This is a genomic window from Collinsella sp. AF15-51, from assembly GCF_003462845.1.
Lineage (GTDB): Bacteria > Actinomycetota > Coriobacteriia > Coriobacteriales > Coriobacteriaceae > Collinsella.
The window spans coordinates 13,400-29,319 of the sequence record NZ_QRYG01000013.1; the positions used below are offsets into that span (position 1 = coordinate 13,400).

Here is a 15,920-nt window from a genome sequence, read left to right on the forward strand (position 1 = left end):
TCCCACCGCTTTCATGAATCTATTTTCGCGGGCATTGCGCCCATGCCGGAAAGAATATCGCATTCCGACAGCTTCCGGTTTCCTGTGACCTCCGGCTCCGTTCCATGTTCGCGACGGTAACCGTTCGCGAAAAATCGGAATACCGCTTCCGTTGTTTTCACCGGAGCGTGCCTGACAAACGGGTTGTACTCATCATCGACGAAATAGAAGTTCCCATCCCTCTTCGCGATATGCGCCGGACGCTTGCAGACCGGGCACCGTGATTTCAGGTCGCGGTAATGGAGCCACGCCGAATCAGTCATCGGCATATTCCCAGTGGTAGCCACCGGCCATACCGGATGCAGCTGAACCGATACCGTTCGCCGATATCTTTGTTCTCTCCGCCGCGTCCTTTATGCTTTCATAAACAACGCCGGTTTCCGTGCAACGAACCTTTCTTCTACGTTTAGGCTTGAAGAACGAATCATCCGGCTTCGGCTCGTCACCGTAATAGAAATGAATGCCATGCACGGCACTTCCATGTTTCATCGCATGAAATACATTCGATTTGCTTATGCCGAGCATCCTTGAAGCGAGAGTTAAACTCTCAAAGCGTTCGCCCGTCTCAAGACAGATGACCGGGCGCGGTTTGTTGTTTTGCTTTTTCTTTCGATTCCTTATCTTTTGACGGCGTTCATCCGGCAGCATCTCACCAGCATAGTAATAGTAAAAACCTTTAATTGGCTTTCCTTCTCTTATCTGGTGAGATATGAAACCATTTGATAAACCGAGAGCGTTGGCTGCATCCTCCGCGCCATTGAACTGTTCTCCAGTCTCAATGCAAACAATCGTTTTTCTTTTTCTCATCCTGTTCGTCCCCTATCTCATGGAACCGTCTTTCTTGTCTTCATATTCCTCTCTTGTGATTTTTCCTTCCTTCAAAAGCTCCTTCCAAGACCACCAAGTGCAAACGCACGACTGGATTGTTTCGTCGGTAAACCGGATGCTTCCATCCGCGCATGGCTTAATGCTGAACGCTTCCTCTGAAAGGAAAAGTGCGTGCATGAGTTCGTCATAGTGCTCGATGCCGTAGGCGTCGAAACATGCTGGTGCCACATCGAGTGCTTTCGCTATCCGTTCGAGCGTATTCTGCTTCGGGCAACGCTCACCAAGTTCATAACTGCGTAACGCCGACTCGCTGATTCCGTCGATAGCATTCGCCAATTCTCGTTGCGTCATGTTCCGGCGCATCCGTATCTTTCGGATGCTCTTTCCCAAAAGCCGATTTTTACGATTGCATTCCGTCATTTTCGTACCCTCGCAAATCAGAGAATCAAAACCCGTTATCGCATTTCAAAGAGAATGAAAATGGCGTAACCGGATGTAGCGATTGCGACCAACGCAATGAGAGCTCGATAAAGGTAATCCCAGTTTCTTTCTCCAAACTTCCTTTTCCATTCTTTCGCTTCTGCTACGGATTTGCAGAATAGACTTACGCTAATAACAAGCGCTAATAATCCCGTCATGATGTTAAGCGAAAACATTGCGTGGTAAGTCATTCCCATATCTCCTGTCATTCGTTATCGAGGTTGTTAAAATCCTCGATTTGCAGATGGACATTGTTCCTGTCGGCTTCCCTTCGGAGCGCCGCGAGCGCTTCCATGATTTCAGAAAATGTCGAGACCTCTTTCTCCAAAACACGTTTCGCTTCATCCGGGTCGAACACTTTCACGCCGTAGGTGTTCAGGAACTTCATGAACTGGTTTAGGTTCGTTCCCTGCTTCGCGAGTTCGTGTGCCGCCTTTTTCAAAGGCTCGGTGTCGATGACCTTGATTGTCACGTCATCGGAATGGATAAGTAACGTGCGGGCATATTCGGAAACCGTCATTTCGTATTTTGCCGCTTTCCGTTTAAGGGTTTTCTTCTCGCGGTCGGTCATGCGTACCTCAACGCGTGCTTCCTTTTTCTGCATGTCGTTTTCGTCTCCTCTCGTTTTTCTAAAAACGGTTACTGAAAATGGTGCCGCCGCCATTTGCTAGTAACACGAAAACCGATAGTCGCTCTGCTGACTACTGGAACTCGGTAATCCTAAATTACCGTGTTTCAAAAAGCGCAAGCGTTCTCCCGTCAAGGCTCCGAAAGCCGCTCGGGAGCAAGATGGAAGGGTCGGAAAAATCCACAATAGTGGACTTTGTACGTACACTTCCCAAATCTTGCAACTCGAAGAGCGGCCTTGGCCGGTGAGCACTGATATTCTATCAGTGCGAGAGCAGAAAAGGCATGGGAAAGGGGGTGCCGCCGCACCCTTTCCCATGCCTTTTCTGCGGGGTTTCCGGCTCGCCCGGAAACCAAGAACCCGAGGTGTCGCCACCTCGGGTTCCCATCAACTGCGAAGACAAAATCAATTCCATCGAAGACCCGGCCTGAGCCTTCTGAACATTCTTGCGTAACAACCGCTACTTGGAAGCAATCGCCTTGGCAAGATATGCCGGACACCAAGCGTTATTTCCCATTATCTATTTTCCCTTTCTGCGATTTACTTTTCTTCCAGAGATTTCTCAGCCATGGGTAGATGGATTGCATGATGATAGCTTGGCATTTTCTCTCCTGCGCTTCCGAACAGAATCCTCCGTTGAACATGTCAAGCAAGAATAGGTAGTCGTTATAACCATCATATCCGTTGTACTTTGTCGGTCGAAACGCATCTTGCTCGTACAGGAAGTACAGGAGCTTGCGCGAGTAACTTCCGCTATGCAGATGGACGTAATCCTTTTTTCCGATTCTCGCCGCTTCCTCCATCAGTTTGATGGCTTGCTGCCAACCGGCAAGTTCCTCGTCCATATCGCTTTGCTCGAACTTCTTGATACAACTCGACCCAATCGGAGAGAGTGTTTCCCCGGTTTCCGTATTCGCTATCGTATAGACATAGCGAAGCCCCTCCTTTCCGCAAACGCATGTTGCAGAATGGGTTTCGTCAACCTCACATCCGACTATCTCCCACTCGCGTCTGGCACCTTCCCAATCATCTGCAACCGAAAGCCCTATCACGGTGCCGATTAAATTATCGGTATAGAGATTTCCCATGATGCGCATCCCATTTCTCTCATTGCTTCAATATGAAAACGGGCACCTCGATTAGTGCCCGTTTTCACTATCCACGATTTCGTTGAAAATCAATTTGCTAATTCGGATTGCAAGCCGCCGTTGCAATATCAAAGACCGTGAATGCCATGACCGTTATAGTATTCGTACATGTCATACTTGTCGTGAAGCCAGAAATGCCTGCCCGTCCTTTTGCTCGTTCCGACGTGTGCGGGTTCCCCGCAAATGGGGCAGATTCCCTTTAGGTCGCGCCAATGCGTCCAGCGCGGATACATCACAAAGCCTTTGACTTCTGTGCTGTCATTTTCCAACCGTTTTTTTCCAAAGCGGTCAGCTCTTCGCGCTGCCGGATACCAAGTCCACTAACACGTCGGCCTAATGGAATCTTGACCAACCTCCTGATGGCTTCCGCCTTGCTCGCACCAATGCCGGGAACGCATTTCAAAAGCGACACGACCTCTATACGTTTCGCGTCCTCCTCATTCAAGGCATCAGTAAATGCTAGTTCACCAGACTTCATACGTGCCTTGAGAACGGCACGGCGCTTTCGAGCCTTCATGGCAAGCTCCAATGCGTGCGCACGCTCCTTGTCGCTGAGATTCGGCAGATGGTTCTCTTTCTCGTTCATCGCTACTTCCTACTTCAACTCGTTATCCCAAACGTTATCGTCCGCCTGCGCCGCGTGTTTCCAACGGCCTGCATCCGCCCGACCGTTCCAATCGGCGATGAACTTCTCGATAGCAATGGCGCATCCGCTGTCAAGAGCTTCCGCCCACCTCTCGTTGTTCTCATCGCACCAATTCTGAAATACCGCAAACTCGGTGACATTGTTCTCGACGATGTGCCTTCGCATCCCCCGCATCTGCGCGATAAACCTCGCGGTGGCGGGAACCATGGTGATTAGGTTCATGTTCCAATCCCTTTTTCCGAAGTGAATCCATCTACCGGCTCCACTTCCTCTCTAATAAAAACGCCCGTCGATGTATTTCTCGATAACCGACGAAAGTCCGCTATCGAGTGCCTGAGACCAGCAGTCGTTGTTCTCATCGCACCAGTCCTGAAAATCGGTGAAGTCTGTGATGCCGTTCTCGCGTATGTGTTTCCGCATCGCACGCAGCATGTCGTGCTTCGATTTTTCCGATTCCGTTACCATCAAGCCCATCCCTTCATCACCATCCCCTTAACCAAGCTCCTCGGCAAGCAGTCGGACGATGAGCTTGGTCATGCTCTCCCCCGTCTCGACGCGGTGGAGCTGCGCTTGCTTGTGGAGCCAAGCCGGGATGAGGAGACTGATTTTCTTGAGTTCCACCTCGTCCGTCTCGTGCTTGCCGGAACCTTCCTTCTGGATATCCGCCATCTCGCGCTTGGACTTCTGCGCGCTCGCCATGAACGCGTTCGCTGTGGTCTTGTTAGCCATTGTTTTTCTCCTCTTCGTTCAGAACCGAATCTGCAAGCAGCTCAATCGGGGCGACCACATGGCTCTTCGGGTCGTACTCCGCCACGGACACACCGGCTGCTGCGGCACGTGAGAGGGCAACGGCGCGGGGAATCTTCGCGATGATTGGAACCTCCTCGCCCTCAAGGTACTCCACGAGCTGACGGTCGAGTGTGCCGTAGGCATAAAAGTTGTTGACGATGACATACGCTTTTGCGCCAGTGCCGGACTCACGTACGATATCGAGCGTTCTCAGCGTCGGCTCCATGTCGCGCGTGCTCGGAAGCATGGGTACGAGGATGAGATTCGCCGCGCGGCACCAATCGTTCACACCGCCCACGAGCACGCCCGCCGTATCGACAACCTGAAAATCGCACTCCTCCGCAAAATCCGGGTCATTGCAGACCTCATGGACGGAACCGCCCTGCGGGTCGGTAGTGACGAACGCCACGGTCTTGCCGCGACGCTCAAGCGCAAAGGAAAGCTCGTCCGCGATGGTGGTCTTGCCGACCCCGCCCTTCTGGTTGAGCATCAGAATCGTGTACATGTTAGAAGTCCTTTCTGTCCTGTTTGAAAAACGCTACTCACGGGAATCGGATGCGCGCACAAGCCCGTAACCGACGGTGACGGAAAGTGCCGAGCACACGGCGAATACCGCAGCAGCCACGTTTCCGAAAACGACCGAAACCGTAAGTGTGAGAAACACCCACCATCCGACGGTCACCGCGAATAGCAGGCCGAGGAAGAGCATGAAGGGGATTTCCCGCACTGAATCGCCACGAAGGTGCATTCTGTCCTCCCTAGAACGGAATATCCGCATCATACGTTTCCGGTTCCGTAGACTGCCCCTGGGCAGAAACCGTATCCTTCCCGGCACCCTTCGAGTCCGCAAACTCGATATCGGTCACGAGAACGGAAAGGGCATGGCGCTTCTCATCGTTCTTCATCCAAGAGTGGTAGCGGAGCCGTCCATCCACCGAAACCTTCTTTCCCTTGGTGAGATAGGGAGCAAGTGCTTCGGCTCGCGCACCGAACAGGGCGCAATCGACAAACACCGGCGCATCGACATATTCGCCGGTCTCGCTGTCCTTCTTCTTCTCGTTGATGGCGAGTCCGAAGGTGAGGACACTCGTGGCATCCCCCTTTTTGCGAAGCTCCGCATCGCGCGTGAGGTTGCCCATGATGGTCACTCGGTTGATAGCCATTGTCTTTCCAATCTCTCGATGGTGTTTGCGGAGGATTCTGGAATCCTCCTGCCGGGAAAACTTTCGTCCCTTGCTGTCTATAAATATAGCAGACCAGAATACCAGCAACCCAGAGAGCAAGATAACCACATAGATTGCACACACTTGCGCTGCAAAGATAAGGGCGTGTGAAAAGCAACTCTTCACACGCCTAAGCACGTATCTACTCTGCTACGAGCCATTGTTCGAGCCATCGCTGCACGGCAAGCGTCGCGAGCGCGTCGGCAAGCGACCCGTGCGCCCTGCCCGTCCACTCGTATCCGATGTGGTCGGCGGCATCCACCAGCTTGTAGCGCCTTCCCATGAACCACGTGAACTCTTTCATGGTGTCCGTGATGCGTGCGTCCTCCCTCGGGCGCACCCCGACGGCGGATAGGAACCCGAGGTCGAATCCGACGTTGTAGCCGATAACCTCATCTGCCCCTGCAAAGATTTCCCTCAGTCGCGGTATGGCTGTCTCGATAGTCGGCAGGTCTGCCACGTCCTCCGGGTAGATGCCGTTGACGGCGCTCGCGTGCGGCCATTCGGTCTTCACGGTCGGTCGGAACCTCTCATCCAACAGGACGGAGCCGTCCCTTCCGATGATGGAGATGGCCAGAATCTCATCCGGGTCGCTACCGTTCGGATGAAGACCGGTGGTCTCGGTGTCAAAGCAAATGCTGTTCATATCTATCACCTAATCCATGTAGCCGTAGACCGTCGTATAACGGTCTGCCTTGTGTTCCAGCCATGCCAGATACTCGTTCTTCGCAAGCTCGAACGCCCGCTCCTCGCGGCTTCCTTCCAGTGAGCTGAGATATGCGACGGTCGCATTCGGCTCATTGCCGTAACCATCATCAATCCTCCCGGACTCATCGCACGGGAGCCATTCATTCTCTTTGTACTCCACGCGACGCTCGACCTCTACAGTCCAGTAGATGACGGATGCCGGGGAGGAGGTTTAGGAAAAGGATGCTGCCAACAAAGAAGCGCTGTATGTCATGAATTGCAGGTTCTCGGGCGTGAACCCCGGCGCAATCTCGGTAAGGTTCGCCATCTGGTCGTTAAACATGTAATCGTTGGTGCCGAGCAGCAGGAACCGCTTGTCCGGGTTGTCCTGCACCATCTTTGCGATGATGACGAACTTTCCCGTTCCGGTCGGCTTGATGACGCAGGCACGGTCGCGCTCCCCAAGCATATCTAGGAGTGCGTCATATGCCTTCTGGTTATGCTCATACAGTTTAATCGTGGAACTCATCGTACATCCCTTCAACTCTTCTGACCGTTCTCGGTCTGCTCGCAATCCGCCGTGTCGTATCGCCAATCATCGACCGTGTACCGACGTTCGTGCATCGTCTCTACGGAAGATACCCTGACCGTGCCTTCCTCGCCCCGATGGCAGCGGACTTTCCTGACCGCGACCCCGAACCCACGGTTCTCGACAGATTTCCTATCCTCTGCCAAGCACGCTGCAAGCCCTGTGAGAAACCGCGCTTTTAGGCCGTCTCCGGTCTCAACAAAGTCAATGAGTGCATCGACCAGCCGCTCATAGCTCCTCGTCTCGACCTTTCCGGTGAATCCCCATTTACGGTGCGCCCCGTCGGTCAATGGCTTCATTTTGCCTGCCATGACCTCGTACCTATCCATTTCCACGCTCCCTACTTGCGTTGCATCGAAAAAGAGGGGCATCTCTTTCCCGATGCCCCTTCAACTCCTTAGCGAATGCCGTCCGGTGAATACGGTGACCAAGGCTGGCCGAGGAGAACCAGCCAGTCGCACTCCTCGCTCTCCCCCAGCCGGAACAGATAAACCGCATCCGAGACAATCTCCTGCCAGTATGCCGTAAGGTCACCGAACCTGCCGGTATACTTGCAGTGGGGAACAGTGCCGCCCCCGTCATAGACCATGACCATATCGTTTTTCTCGATTTTCATTTGCTCCGTCCTTTCTGCCTTGGGATGGTTCCGGTGCCGTCCCCCTTGCTGTTATCTGTAATTATAGCTATGCGGCATACCAGCACACTCCACAACGCGAGACTCCATGCATTCTCCATGGAACTCGGGTCATTAGGGGCGAGCAGCCCCTAATCTGAGGGAGCGCAAGCGACCGCGCCACGGAGAGCCCCCGCGAAACCGTAGGGTGCCAAGAAAAACCAACCTCCCGTCACGGAGCCACCGACCCTCCTTTCCCCGCCCTCTACCGAGCCGCTGCGGCGTGCCCCGCTTTGCCGCGCCTGCGGCCTATGGTTTCCCGAGAAGAAGGGGTTTTCAACATTTCGATGGGCGGAGGGTTCCTAGACCGACCCGGAGCCTGTCGGAATGTTGGAAACCCCGGCAGGTCAGCTCCCGTTTCCGCCAAGTAGAAGGCTTTTCCGCGCTTTCAATGGCCGGAGGGTTCCTAGCCCGACCCGCAGGCTGTTGGAAGGGTGGGAAAGCCGCCCCCGAGTCCCCGTTCCCGCAACGCCCCCGCGCCTTCACGCCGCCCGCAGGGCAGTTCCAAAAAAGCCAAAGAAAAAGGGCACCCTCCCGGATGCCCTAGCTCCTTTACCGACCGAACTCCTCCCGATAGCGGTTATGGTCTGCTAGTGCTTACCTCTTGTTGCGGTAGCGGCGCTTTTCCATCTGGTAGTCGTACTCCATACCCGCAAGGTAGACGCACCACACGCCGACCACCATGAAGAGCGTACCCATAACAAACTCGATTGTCGCCCAGACCGGCGCATCCACGCTCGCAAGCATGAGCGTGTACGCCATAATCCCGCAGCCGATAAGGATTGCACCATAGGTCTCAAGCTCCCTGACGTTCTTCATCTTGAAGTCCCTTCTGCCATGGGGCGGCTCGGTTGCCGTCCCCCTTGCTGTCTATAAATATAGCAGACCGGCATACCAGCAAGCAGGTGAACCGTACACTCCATACATCCTGCATATCCTGCACGAAAAAAGGGCACCCTCCCGGATGCCCGTCCTTTCCCTATCCGAGGTCGATATACCTGCCGACCGCATCGGTATACCCTCCATGCGCAATCCTCCGCCCGCTCGGGTTCTTCCTGACGAATCCCGCTTCCTTGCGGTCGAGATAATAGCGGTGGTTGCACACACGGCACCACCCGGCAAGCTCCCTTCCGCCGCGAACCAAGTTGAACGCTTCCGCTGGCAGCACACGCCCGCACCTAGGACAGCGCTTCTTTGTTGGCAGCATCCTTTTCCTAAACCTCCTCCCCGGCATCCGTCAGCTCATGGACAAGCCATTCCGCTCGAAGCGGTTTCTTCTCTTTTTTCCCGTCGTGCGCGACGTGCAGCCCGTACACGTCATACGACCACGCTCCGGCAATCCCGACAATCAACCAATCGCATCCGTCCCCTCCGTAAAGGGTCTCACCGAACATGACCGGCTTGCCGTCTGCGCAAAGCATCTGCCCCTTCGCCATTCGCTTCTCTCGCCTGCATTTGCGCTTGTAGGCAGCATCAAGGCGTTTGAATGCCCCTCTCTTCGAGTTCTCCATGCTCCTCTGATACTCCCCCTTGAGGTTCAGAAGCTCTTCCTCAAGATTTGCCGCTTCCGAAGCCGAATCGACCAGACGGTTCAACAGCGACAGCGCCCCGTCCCTCATCGCCCCGTCAAACACCTGCTCGACGGCATACCGCAGAAGCCGCACGTCCTTCTCCTCGATTTTCTCCTTGCCCATATTCATCCCTTCTCTAGCGCCGTCCGAACGGCTTCCCCATGTCATACCAGCTTCGTCCCTCGTAGCCGCGCCCGCACCCGTAATGACCGATGACCCTCCACCCGGAAAGGTCGAGGTCGTAGAGCCTTGTAAGCTCCTCTCCATAGGTTCGCTTCCCCTGCCGCACAAGCTCCTCGTCGCTTGCGTTTATGTACAGTTCCCCGTACCGCTCGAACACGTACTCGACCCGCTTGCCACTACCGATAACATCCCCTGCGCAGACCTGCCACGGGCGCAGGGGCTTACTCCCCGCGCCCATCCTCACGACTCCAAATAAATCTCGACCATGATGCAACGCTGCGTCTCGTCCTCGCAGGAAAGCCAAGACGGGTTCAGTGTGAAAGAACTCACGTCATCCTCCCCATGCTGCAAGACCAGCCCACGTTTGCCAAAGAAAGTCGCTCCCGTTATGAGTCCAAACTCCCATTCCTCTGGATAATGGACGCGAAAGCGGTAACAATCCCCTTTCAGGCTATCCATCAACTCCTTGACCTTCATTCCGCTCATCCCTCATCTTTCAGCTCGATACAGATGGTCGGCTCGACCTCCATGAGCGGGAAGATATAGCCGACCTCCCTTTCAAGGATTTGCGGGTGTTCGTCAGGGTAGAACTCCTCCGCATCGCCTAGATAGTGCTCAATCGTAGTACCCGTCGAATCATAGCTTCGAATCGCGATTTCACCCTGAATGCAAGTCTCCTCGAACAGCTCCCCGAGCGTCATGCTTCCTCCTCTAGCCGATTCCATGACCGAATATGCGGGCATCCGTGCAGGCATCCTCAAAAAGACCGTAATCGCCGTCAAACCCGAACCTATGACAATAGCGCTCGATGAGCCTTTCGTACCTATCGTAGTCCTCATCGGCATATGCCCGGTTCACTCGGTCGATTGCCCTGCGGCGCTCCTCCGTGTCTTTAGGCTGCATAGCGACTCCCCGCAAGCTCCACGCCGTAACGCGGTGCGATACGGTCGCAGACGGCATCGAGCGCATCCTCGTCCATCCGTGCCATCAGCTCTTCGCAAAAACCCTCCCAGCCAATCGCGTCCACGAGGACGTTGACCTTCTCCGTAACATCCAAAGTAGCCATCTTGAAGTCCCTTCTGCCTTTGGGAAGCTCTGCTTGCCGCCCCTCTTGCTGTCTACAAATATAGCAGACTGGCATACCAGCAAGCAGGAAAACACGATATGAGCGGGAAACTCCATACCTCCTGCATATTATGCATAGCAAAAAGGGCACCCTCCCGGATGCCCCGTGCTGCCGCCGTCTCAATCTTCCACGTAATCAATCAAGTCTTCCACGCCATCAATAGCAGTGGGTTTTTCCAATGTGCCCATCGAATAATCGTAACCGTAGTAATCGGCAACATCTAGGCACGCCTTGAGGACATGCTCGGCAAGATACAGCTCATCGCTTTCAATCTTTTCGATGGCGAAACGCTTCAAGTCATCGTAGGACGTGATATCGGCACCGTCATCCATGAGCGCAGGAACGATATCGTCCAGCGTTTCCCCGTTTGCAATCCGCCTGTCAAGCTCCGCACGCTTCATCCTAAACCCCTTCCTGCCATGGGCGGCTCCGGTGCCGTCCCTCTTGCTGTCTACAAATATAGCAGGCTGGCATACCAGCAAGCAGGAAAACACGATATGAGCGGGAAACTCCATACATCCTGCATATTATGCATAGCAAAAAGGGCACCCTCCCGGATGCCCTGAATGTCCATGGCTAACGCCCCACCCTCCAAATCTTTTCCTCGCCCGTGAACGTATCTGTGATTACGCATCTGCCGCCCGCCGCATACTTGACACCATTCGGCAGCGCTTCCGCCGCCCTGCGGCACCTCGTCCAAAAACTCAGGTACCCGTTTCCGCTGAACCCAACGGCAATCTCATCGTCGAACTCGTCCATCGCATCTTCCGCCGGTTCCGATTCCAGATAGAGTACCACGCCGTTTTCGTTCTCTCGCGTGTAGTGGTATCTCGCCATATTCATGATTCCTTTCCGTCTACTCGGCAAGCCCGGTAACTTGCCTACCCGATAACCAGTATTATAGCATACCAGCACACACCACAATGCGAGACTCCATGCATTCTCCATGGAACTCGGGTCATTAGGGGCGAGCAGCCCCTAATCTGAGGGAGCGCAAGCGACCGCGCCACGGAGAGCCCCCGCGAAACCGTAGGGTGCCAAGAAAAACCAACCTCCCGTCACGGAGCCACCGACCCTCCTTTCCCCGCCCTCTACCGAGCCGCTGCGGCGTGCCCCGCTTTGCCGCGCCTGCGGCCTATGGTTTCCCGAGAAGAAGGGGTTTTCAACATTCCGATGGGCGGAGGGTTCCTAGACTGACCCGGAGCCTGTCGGAATGTTGGAAACCCCGGCAGGTCTGTCCCCCGTTTCCGCCAAGTAGAAGTCTTTTCCGCGCTTTCAATGGCCGGAGGGTTCCTAGCCCGACCCGCAGGCTGTTGGAAGGGTGGGAAAGCCGCCCCCGAGTCCCCGTTCCCGCAACGCCCCCGCGCCTTCACGCCGCCCGCAGGGCGGCTCCCAAAAAGCCAAAGAAAAAGGGCACCCTCCCGGATGCCCTTCACTCGACTTAGCAATGCCCGCAATATCCGTCAGCCCATGCCAGACATTCAGCGGCTCCGCCCTCAAACACGAGATTCCCGTTCTCATCTCCTTCGTAGACCTTGATGTTGATTCTGCTCAGATACTCTTCTGCGCCGATGCTGACCTTGCCGCCGAAGTTATCGTAAGCGCCCGTGACAACATAGGTGTAGCTCGCAGAGGGCACATTGTCCTCCCCGATGAACTCGATATCGGCATCCGCCATGCACATCGCCTTGAGGAAATGCTGGCACCAGTTTCGGTTATTGAGAATGTCCCTCTCCACGCTCGCTCCCGAAAAGTCGATATGTTGTTCAGGCTTGGTTCGCGATGCCACAACGAGCGAGTTGGCGATATCAATGGCATGGCAGCTGGGATAACCGTCCCAGTGGCGATAGAACGTGGCGATGGTCTCCTCTTCCATCTGATTGCTCTCCCAGTTGAGGACGAGGTTCTTGAGGATGGTGACGGACGGTGTGCTCATGGGTTTTCCTTCCTGCCATGGGGCAGCTCGGTTGCCGTCCCCTTTGCTGACTATAAATATAGCAGAACGGCATACCAGCAAACAGGCGAACCGTACACTCCTTATATCCTGCATATAAAAGCATGAATGAACTCGCCGATGGCGTGCCTAAACCTTATACTCGCAACTGCCGTATTCCAGACGGAATACATCATCCATGATGCCATCCTCGCTGTCGGGCACAAGCCTGACGAGACGGATGGTCTCATCCTCAGCATCGGAGCACAGGTCGATGATGAAACCGTCAAATCCCTCCCGCTCGCATCTTGAGACCATCCAACTTTCCTTGCAGTACGCTTCTGCAACGGCAAAGGCATCAAGCGCAGCTTCTCGACGCTTTATCTTCGCTTTGAAGCTCTCCTCCACCCCGTCACCGCCACTGCAACGACTGATGGAAAGCGTGTATCCGTCCATGTCTGTTCCTTCCCTTCACGAACCGCTGCCTGTAACCCTTATGCAGCCTGAGACGGTCGGCGAGCAGGGCTTCCCTTTTTTCGACGGGATTGTCTTTCACATTGTCAGGCATATTTTCCACCCTCTGCTCCCTTCTGGCTAACTAACAATAAATATAGCAGACCATCAAACCACAAACACGGCAAGCCATAAAACCATCATAACAATGCAGAGAAAAAAGGGGCACCCGCGCAGGATGCCCCTTCTCATCTCACACGAACGGATTGGCGCAGCTGGAAGAATGCCGGACGCTGATTGAGGAAGTCCTTCAATATCTTGCCACCTCTATCTGGCACCGAGTAGCGCGATGGAGCCTACGCAGCCAACAAGTGCGATAAGGGTGCCTAGAACGCAGGCCGTCGCAAATCCGAGTGCCGCCATCTTCGTTCCCTCCGGTCGGTACGGCGCGTTGATGTTCATCAGGGATGCGGCGAGAATCCCAACGATGCCGCCGAGGAAGCCGAGGAAGAAGAAGCCTGCCTTCTGCCCGCTTGTAAGCGCACGTTCCATCGTCATCAGCATCTGGTCTTTCCCCGTATCCTTGGAATACATCTGCCCAATTCCTTCCTTTTTCTTCGCAAAACCGGGGCACGGTGCCTTCACCCCTGTTCCGGCACCGCGCCCTGCCGGAATCTTACCATCCTCCGCGCGTTATGGCACAATCTGTTCAGGGATGCCGTCAAGTAGGAAGGAAGAACCATGGCTACCATTCAAGATTTCGAGGAGCGTATCGAGAAACAGAAGGCGGAACTCGCCAAACTCGAAGCGAAGAAAAAGGAACTTGAAAAGAAGATTCGCGAGCGGAACCGGAAGTGGCGCTCTCTGGTCACCCATTCCGCTGGTGAAAGTGTGCTCTCCGCCGTCGGTTGCGCTTGGCAGGAACTCGACCTCGACGCACTCGACCGATTCCTTGCGAGCCATGCAGACGAGGTGAGCGACATGCTCACCGCCCGTGGAAGCACCCCGGAGAATGCCAAGGCGCGTCTCGATGCACGCAAAAAGAAAACGGCTAAGACGGAGCCTGTCGCTGATGGTGGGTTGCAGGCAGCGGAACCGGATAGCGAAAACTCCGACTGGTAACAGAAAAGGGAGCCGTGTGACCGAAATCACAGGCTCCCTTTTCTCCTGCCCGCACTCCGAGATAAAAGCAACAGGCAGAAAGGACTTTCGCTACTGTAGCACAGCGCACCGTCGCACGGGACGCGAATCTGGCAGAACCATCTGAAAACGCGTGTCTAATTGTGAAAGAAGCATGAAATCTGGCTGGAAAAGTCCACAAAACAGGACAGATATAGTAAAACATAATCACAGATTGCAAGCAGAAAGGAGCACCATGGATTTCAGCAGCTACTACTACTACATCCCCTTGAACTTCTACGAGACACCTGAGATGACGCTCATCGACCATGAGCCGAATGGGGATTCCGCAACCGTACTCGTCCTCGCCCTGGCTAAAATTCACACGCGGACGGTCACGAAAAATGATGACGGCACGTTCACCATCGTGACCGATGACGGCACGTTCACGGATACCGAAGTCATGGATATGCTCTCCTCCTTCGGCTACCGGGCGAATCACGCCAAGTACACTCATGCCCTCGCGGTTGTCGCGAGGTTCCCACCCTTCGACCATCTCGCCTACTCCGAAGCCGAACGCGATAAGAAGACCCCGGAGGTGTACCGATGAAGCTCCGAGGAGCGTGGCGCAGGGACTACAGCGAGTTCTTCGACACGCAGGAAGCCCTACTCATCGACGCGATGGACAATGCGGACTCCATCTACACCGTCTTCGCCCGTCTACAATCGCTTGCGGTGAAATGCGGCTGCGCCGGGAAGCTCCTTCTCCACAAAAGCGTTCCCTACACCGACGAGATGCTTGCTGCGGTCACTAAGAAGACCGTTCCCGCCTTTCGGCAATGCGTGCAGCCGCTCGTGCAGCTCGGCCTTGTCATCTGCGAGGATGGCATCTACGCCATCGCGGACTGGGAGTTCAACCAGAACGCCCCGGCAATCGACGCGATGCGCGAGGGAAACCGGAGCCGCAAAGCCAAGGAGCGTGCAAGAAAGAGCGGTGGGAAGTCAGCTTCCGAGAAGAAGCGTGAGAAACTTGTCGCTTTCCTTACCGCCCACCCAAGCGCCACGAAAACCGAGATGAGCAAGGCCACCGGTCTTAGCCGTGTGACTATCAACAAATACCTTTCAGAACTCCCAGCCATGCTTCCCGCTCCTGCCATCCCGGAAGAAAGCGGTGTACAGAAGGCGGAAGGCAGTGTACAGAATGTACAAAGTGTACAGAATGTACAAATGTACACTGTACAAAATGGTGTACAAATGGACGTACAGCTGTACACGGAAATGTACAACAATCTGTACACGCCACATACCAATGAAACCGCAGGTAGCACGGCTGAACAAGCCGAAAATGGCAATGTACAAAATCTGTCACGCCCTAAGAATATAGATGATAGATATAAGAATACATCTACATCTACATCTACAGCTATAGCTGATGGGGAGGGAGCAACAGATTCTGGAATCCCGACAAGGGAGGAAGTACGCTCGCACTTCGCAAAGATGGGATTCGCAGTTGACCCCGACCGTTTCTTCGACGTGAACGAGGGGCGCGGCTGGCGCACGAACTCCGGCAAGCCCGTCGATGACTGGAAGAAGCTCGCCGCAGTCTGGGACAGGAACGAGCACCCGAAAACCGTTACCCCTCCCGCACGCACGGAACCGAAGGCCGATGCGGTCGTGAAAATCCCCTCCGTCGAGGAGGTTATGGCGAAATGGGGTTGTGACCGGGAGACGGCTCAGGGATATATCGACGAGAATATGTACTAGAAATGCCCCTGAGAATGTCTGAGAGCCTGCCTATGACACGT

At 54.7% G+C, this 15,920-nt stretch carries 32 protein-coding genes; 3 read left to right on the plus strand and 29 right to left on the minus strand.

Annotated features, from left to right (window positions below; all coding sequences use genetic code 11):
* Positions 1-11 precede the first annotated feature (11 nt).
* The 29 genes from DWW51_RS07045 to DWW51_RS07185 form a co-directional block, all read right to left on the minus strand.
* A complete protein-coding gene (locus DWW51_RS07045) occupies positions 12-302 on the minus strand; it encodes a hypothetical protein (RefSeq protein ID WP_117773997.1) in 291 nt (96 codons plus the stop codon).
* On the minus strand, positions 295-846 hold the full coding sequence (locus tag DWW51_RS07050) for an NUMOD1 domain-containing DNA-binding protein (RefSeq protein ID WP_117773998.1): 552 nt from the start codon (positions 844-846) through the stop codon (positions 295-297). The genes DWW51_RS07045 and DWW51_RS07050 overlap by 8 nt, the downstream gene beginning before the upstream one ends.
* 12 nt (positions 847-858) lie before the next feature.
* Positions 859-1,287, minus strand: a complete 429-nt coding sequence (locus tag DWW51_RS07055) for a helix-turn-helix domain-containing protein (protein ID WP_117773999.1) — start codon at positions 1,285-1,287, stop codon at positions 859-861.
* Positions 1,288-1,552: 265 nt separating this feature from the next.
* On the minus strand, positions 1,553-1,951 hold the full coding sequence (locus DWW51_RS07065) for a hypothetical protein (RefSeq protein ID WP_117774001.1): 399 nt from the start codon (positions 1,949-1,951) through the stop codon (positions 1,553-1,555).
* A gap of 530 nt (positions 1,952-2,481) precedes the next feature.
* Entirely contained in the window at positions 2,482-3,072 is a 591-nt protein-coding gene (locus DWW51_RS07070; protein WP_197032207.1) for a hypothetical protein, read from the minus strand.
* Positions 3,073-3,355: 283 nt separating this feature from the next.
* Positions 3,356-3,709: an integration host factor, actinobacterial type gene (gene mihF / locus DWW51_RS07075; RefSeq protein ID WP_117774002.1), complete on the minus strand. Its 354-nt coding sequence runs from the start codon at positions 3,707-3,709 to the stop codon at positions 3,356-3,358.
* A gap of 9 nt (positions 3,710-3,718) precedes the next feature.
* Positions 3,719-3,991, minus strand: coding sequence for a hypothetical protein (locus DWW51_RS07080; protein WP_117774003.1), 273 nt, complete (start codon positions 3,989-3,991; stop codon positions 3,719-3,721).
* Between the two features lie 51 nt (positions 3,992-4,042).
* Positions 4,043-4,234: a hypothetical protein gene (locus tag DWW51_RS07085; protein ID WP_147344049.1), complete on the minus strand. Its 192-nt coding sequence runs from the start codon at positions 4,232-4,234 to the stop codon at positions 4,043-4,045.
* Between the two features lie 27 nt (positions 4,235-4,261).
* Positions 4,262-4,498, minus strand: a complete 237-nt coding sequence (locus DWW51_RS07090) for a hypothetical protein (protein WP_117774004.1) — start codon at positions 4,496-4,498, stop codon at positions 4,262-4,264.
* Positions 4,491-5,063, minus strand: coding sequence for a ParA family protein (locus tag DWW51_RS07095; protein WP_117774005.1), 573 nt, complete (start codon positions 5,061-5,063; stop codon positions 4,491-4,493). The genes DWW51_RS07090 and DWW51_RS07095 overlap by 8 nt, the downstream gene beginning before the upstream one ends.
* Before the next feature lie 33 nt (positions 5,064-5,096).
* Positions 5,097-5,306, minus strand: a complete 210-nt coding sequence (locus tag DWW51_RS07100; RefSeq protein WP_055168042.1) for a hypothetical protein — start codon at positions 5,304-5,306, stop codon at positions 5,097-5,099.
* A 10-nt stretch (positions 5,307-5,316) separates the two neighbouring features.
* Positions 5,317-5,721 carry a single-stranded DNA-binding protein gene (locus tag DWW51_RS07105; protein ID WP_070102887.1) on the minus strand — a complete coding sequence of 135 codons (405 nt, stop codon included), beginning with the start codon at positions 5,719-5,721 and terminating at the stop codon, positions 5,317-5,319.
* Between the two features lie 202 nt (positions 5,722-5,923).
* Entirely contained in the window at positions 5,924-6,427 is a 504-nt protein-coding gene (locus DWW51_RS07110; RefSeq protein ID WP_117774006.1) for a 3'-5' exonuclease, read from the minus strand.
* Between the two features lie 9 nt (positions 6,428-6,436).
* Positions 6,437-6,649 carry a hypothetical protein gene (locus DWW51_RS07115; RefSeq protein ID WP_117774007.1) on the minus strand — a complete coding sequence of 71 codons (213 nt, stop codon included), beginning with the start codon at positions 6,647-6,649 and terminating at the stop codon, positions 6,437-6,439.
* A 51-nt stretch (positions 6,650-6,700) separates the two neighbouring features.
* Positions 6,701-6,997 (minus strand): hypothetical protein, encoded by a 297-nt coding sequence (locus DWW51_RS07120; protein ID WP_117774008.1) that lies wholly within the window; start codon positions 6,995-6,997, stop codon positions 6,701-6,703.
* A gap of 11 nt (positions 6,998-7,008) precedes the next feature.
* The gene (locus DWW51_RS07125) at positions 7,009-7,386 is read right to left on the minus strand and encodes a hypothetical protein (RefSeq protein ID WP_147344051.1); all 378 of its coding nucleotides are present in this window, start codon (positions 7,384-7,386) and stop codon (positions 7,009-7,011) included.
* A 68-nt stretch (positions 7,387-7,454) separates the two neighbouring features.
* On the minus strand, positions 7,455-7,673 hold the full coding sequence (locus tag DWW51_RS07130; protein WP_117774010.1) for a hypothetical protein: 219 nt from the start codon (positions 7,671-7,673) through the stop codon (positions 7,455-7,457).
* Between the two features lie 654 nt (positions 7,674-8,327).
* Complete coding sequence (locus tag DWW51_RS07135) at positions 8,328-8,549, minus strand: hypothetical protein (RefSeq protein ID WP_055168026.1); 222 nt, start codon at positions 8,547-8,549, stop codon at positions 8,328-8,330.
* Positions 8,550-8,944: 395 nt separating this feature from the next.
* Positions 8,945-9,424 carry a hypothetical protein gene (locus DWW51_RS07140; protein WP_117774011.1) on the minus strand — a complete coding sequence of 160 codons (480 nt, stop codon included), beginning with the start codon at positions 9,422-9,424 and terminating at the stop codon, positions 8,945-8,947.
* A 13-nt stretch (positions 9,425-9,437) separates the two neighbouring features.
* A complete protein-coding gene (locus tag DWW51_RS07145; protein WP_055262384.1) occupies positions 9,438-9,722 on the minus strand; it encodes a hypothetical protein in 285 nt (94 codons plus the stop codon).
* 2 nt (positions 9,723-9,724) lie between these two features.
* Positions 9,725-9,961 (minus strand): hypothetical protein, encoded by a 237-nt coding sequence (locus DWW51_RS07150; RefSeq protein ID WP_147344053.1) that lies wholly within the window; start codon positions 9,959-9,961, stop codon positions 9,725-9,727.
* 5 nt (positions 9,962-9,966) lie between these two features.
* Entirely contained in the window at positions 9,967-10,185 is a 219-nt protein-coding gene (locus DWW51_RS07155) for a hypothetical protein (RefSeq protein WP_117774013.1), read from the minus strand.
* Between the two features lie 10 nt (positions 10,186-10,195).
* Entirely contained in the window at positions 10,196-10,387 is a 192-nt protein-coding gene (locus tag DWW51_RS07160) for a hypothetical protein (RefSeq protein ID WP_117774014.1), read from the minus strand.
* Positions 10,377-10,550, minus strand: coding sequence for a hypothetical protein (locus DWW51_RS10235; protein ID WP_156058770.1), 174 nt, complete (start codon positions 10,548-10,550; stop codon positions 10,377-10,379). The genes DWW51_RS07160 and DWW51_RS10235 overlap by 11 nt, the downstream gene beginning before the upstream one ends.
* 179 nt (positions 10,551-10,729) lie before the next feature.
* Positions 10,730-11,011, minus strand: coding sequence for a hypothetical protein (locus DWW51_RS07165; protein ID WP_117774015.1), 282 nt, complete (start codon positions 11,009-11,011; stop codon positions 10,730-10,732).
* A gap of 175 nt (positions 11,012-11,186) precedes the next feature.
* The gene (locus DWW51_RS07170) at positions 11,187-11,447 is read right to left on the minus strand and encodes a hypothetical protein (protein WP_055262390.1); all 261 of its coding nucleotides are present in this window, start codon (positions 11,445-11,447) and stop codon (positions 11,187-11,189) included.
* 604 nt (positions 11,448-12,051) lie between these two features.
* The gene (locus DWW51_RS07175) at positions 12,052-12,546 is read right to left on the minus strand and encodes a hypothetical protein (RefSeq protein WP_117774016.1); all 495 of its coding nucleotides are present in this window, start codon (positions 12,544-12,546) and stop codon (positions 12,052-12,054) included.
* 147 nt (positions 12,547-12,693) lie between these two features.
* A complete protein-coding gene (locus DWW51_RS07180) occupies positions 12,694-12,999 on the minus strand; it encodes a hypothetical protein (protein ID WP_055261529.1) in 306 nt (101 codons plus the stop codon).
* A 324-nt stretch (positions 13,000-13,323) separates the two neighbouring features.
* Positions 13,324-13,590, minus strand: a complete 267-nt coding sequence (locus DWW51_RS07185) for a hypothetical protein (RefSeq protein WP_117774017.1) — start codon at positions 13,588-13,590, stop codon at positions 13,324-13,326.
* 147 nt (positions 13,591-13,737) lie between these two features.
* Here DWW51_RS07185 and DWW51_RS07190 point away from each other — a divergent pair, with 147 nt between their 5' ends.
* The 3 genes from DWW51_RS07190 (at position 13,738) to DWW51_RS07200 (ending at position 15,879) form a co-directional block, all read left to right on the plus strand.
* On the plus strand, positions 13,738-14,118 hold the full coding sequence (locus DWW51_RS07190; RefSeq protein ID WP_117774018.1) for a hypothetical protein: 381 nt from the start codon (positions 13,738-13,740) through the stop codon (positions 14,116-14,118).
* 253 nt (positions 14,119-14,371) lie between these two features.
* Complete coding sequence (locus tag DWW51_RS07195) at positions 14,372-14,725, plus strand: hypothetical protein (RefSeq protein ID WP_117774019.1); 354 nt, start codon at positions 14,372-14,374, stop codon at positions 14,723-14,725.
* A complete protein-coding gene (locus tag DWW51_RS07200; RefSeq protein WP_117774020.1) occupies positions 14,722-15,879 on the plus strand; it encodes a phage replisome organizer N-terminal domain-containing protein in 1,158 nt (385 codons plus the stop codon). The genes DWW51_RS07195 and DWW51_RS07200 overlap by 4 nt, the downstream gene beginning before the upstream one ends.
* Positions 15,880-15,920: the final 41 nt, after the last annotated feature.

What these genes read in the sequence shown, in the direction of transcription:
- DWW51_RS07045 (WP_117773997.1), bottom strand. Translation starts at nt 302, where the DNA reads ATGACTGATTCGGCGTGGCTCCATTACCGCGACCTGAAATCACGGTGC.
- DWW51_RS07050 (WP_117773998.1), bottom strand. Translation starts at nt 846, where the DNA reads ATGAGAAAAAGAAAAACGATTGTTTGCATTGAGACTGGAGAACAGTTC.
- DWW51_RS07055 (WP_117773999.1), bottom strand. Translation starts at nt 1,287, where the DNA reads ATGACGGAATGCAATCGTAAAAATCGGCTTTTGGGAAAGAGCATCCGA.
- DWW51_RS07065 (WP_117774001.1), bottom strand. Translation starts at nt 1,951, where the DNA reads ATGCAGAAAAAGGAAGCACGCGTTGAGGTACGCATGACCGACCGCGAG.
- DWW51_RS07070 (WP_197032207.1), bottom strand. Translation starts at nt 3,072, where the DNA reads ATGCGCATCATGGGAAATCTCTATACCGATAATTTAATCGGCACCGTG.
- mihF (WP_117774002.1), bottom strand. Translation starts at nt 3,709, where the DNA reads ATGAACGAGAAAGAGAACCATCTGCCGAATCTCAGCGACAAGGAGCGT.
- DWW51_RS07080 (WP_117774003.1), bottom strand. Translation starts at nt 3,991, where the DNA reads ATGAACCTAATCACCATGGTTCCCGCCACCGCGAGGTTTATCGCGCAG.
- DWW51_RS07085 (WP_147344049.1), bottom strand. Translation starts at nt 4,234, where the DNA reads ATGGTAACGGAATCGGAAAAATCGAAGCACGACATGCTGCGTGCGATG.
- DWW51_RS07090 (WP_117774004.1), bottom strand. Translation starts at nt 4,498, where the DNA reads ATGGCTAACAAGACCACAGCGAACGCGTTCATGGCGAGCGCGCAGAAG.
- DWW51_RS07095 (WP_117774005.1), bottom strand. Translation starts at nt 5,063, where the DNA reads ATGTACACGATTCTGATGCTCAACCAGAAGGGCGGGGTCGGCAAGACC.
- DWW51_RS07100 (WP_055168042.1), bottom strand. Translation starts at nt 5,306, where the DNA reads ATGCACCTTCGTGGCGATTCAGTGCGGGAAATCCCCTTCATGCTCTTC.
- DWW51_RS07105 (WP_070102887.1), bottom strand. Translation starts at nt 5,721, where the DNA reads ATGGCTATCAACCGAGTGACCATCATGGGCAACCTCACGCGCGATGCG.
- DWW51_RS07110 (WP_117774006.1), bottom strand. Translation starts at nt 6,427, where the DNA reads ATGAACAGCATTTGCTTTGACACCGAGACCACCGGTCTTCATCCGAAC.
- DWW51_RS07120 (WP_117774008.1), bottom strand. Translation starts at nt 6,997, where the DNA reads ATGAGTTCCACGATTAAACTGTATGAGCATAACCAGAAGGCATATGAC.
- DWW51_RS07125 (WP_147344051.1), bottom strand. Translation starts at nt 7,386, where the DNA reads ATGGATAGGTACGAGGTCATGGCAGGCAAAATGAAGCCATTGACCGAC.
- DWW51_RS07130 (WP_117774010.1), bottom strand. Translation starts at nt 7,673, where the DNA reads ATGAAAATCGAGAAAAACGATATGGTCATGGTCTATGACGGGGGCGGC.
- DWW51_RS07135 (WP_055168026.1), bottom strand. Translation starts at nt 8,549, where the DNA reads ATGAAGAACGTCAGGGAGCTTGAGACCTATGGTGCAATCCTTATCGGC.
- DWW51_RS07140 (WP_117774011.1), bottom strand. Translation starts at nt 9,424, where the DNA reads ATGGGCAAGGAGAAAATCGAGGAGAAGGACGTGCGGCTTCTGCGGTAT.
- DWW51_RS07145 (WP_055262384.1), bottom strand. Translation starts at nt 9,722, where the DNA reads ATGGGCGCGGGGAGTAAGCCCCTGCGCCCGTGGCAGGTCTGCGCAGGG.
- DWW51_RS07150 (WP_147344053.1), bottom strand. Translation starts at nt 9,961, where the DNA reads ATGAAGGTCAAGGAGTTGATGGATAGCCTGAAAGGGGATTGTTACCGC.
- DWW51_RS07155 (WP_117774013.1), bottom strand. Translation starts at nt 10,185, where the DNA reads ATGACGCTCGGGGAGCTGTTCGAGGAGACTTGCATTCAGGGTGAAATC.
- DWW51_RS07160 (WP_117774014.1), bottom strand. Translation starts at nt 10,387, where the DNA reads ATGCAGCCTAAAGACACGGAGGAGCGCCGCAGGGCAATCGACCGAGTG.
- DWW51_RS10235 (WP_156058770.1), bottom strand. Translation starts at nt 10,550, where the DNA reads ATGGCTACTTTGGATGTTACGGAGAAGGTCAACGTCCTCGTGGACGCG.
- DWW51_RS07165 (WP_117774015.1), bottom strand. Translation starts at nt 11,011, where the DNA reads ATGAAGCGTGCGGAGCTTGACAGGCGGATTGCAAACGGGGAAACGCTG.
- DWW51_RS07170 (WP_055262390.1), bottom strand. Translation starts at nt 11,447, where the DNA reads ATGGCGAGATACCACTACACGCGAGAGAACGAAAACGGCGTGGTACTC.
- DWW51_RS07175 (WP_117774016.1), bottom strand. Translation starts at nt 12,546, where the DNA reads ATGAGCACACCGTCCGTCACCATCCTCAAGAACCTCGTCCTCAACTGG.
- DWW51_RS07180 (WP_055261529.1), bottom strand. Translation starts at nt 12,999, where the DNA reads ATGGACGGATACACGCTTTCCATCAGTCGTTGCAGTGGCGGTGACGGG.
- DWW51_RS07185 (WP_117774017.1), bottom strand. Translation starts at nt 13,590, where the DNA reads ATGTATTCCAAGGATACGGGGAAAGACCAGATGCTGATGACGATGGAA.
- DWW51_RS07190 (WP_117774018.1), top strand. Translation starts at nt 13,738, where the DNA reads ATGGCTACCATTCAAGATTTCGAGGAGCGTATCGAGAAACAGAAGGCG.
- DWW51_RS07195 (WP_117774019.1), top strand. Translation starts at nt 14,372, where the DNA reads ATGGATTTCAGCAGCTACTACTACTACATCCCCTTGAACTTCTACGAG.
- DWW51_RS07200 (WP_117774020.1), top strand. Translation starts at nt 14,722, where the DNA reads ATGAAGCTCCGAGGAGCGTGGCGCAGGGACTACAGCGAGTTCTTCGAC.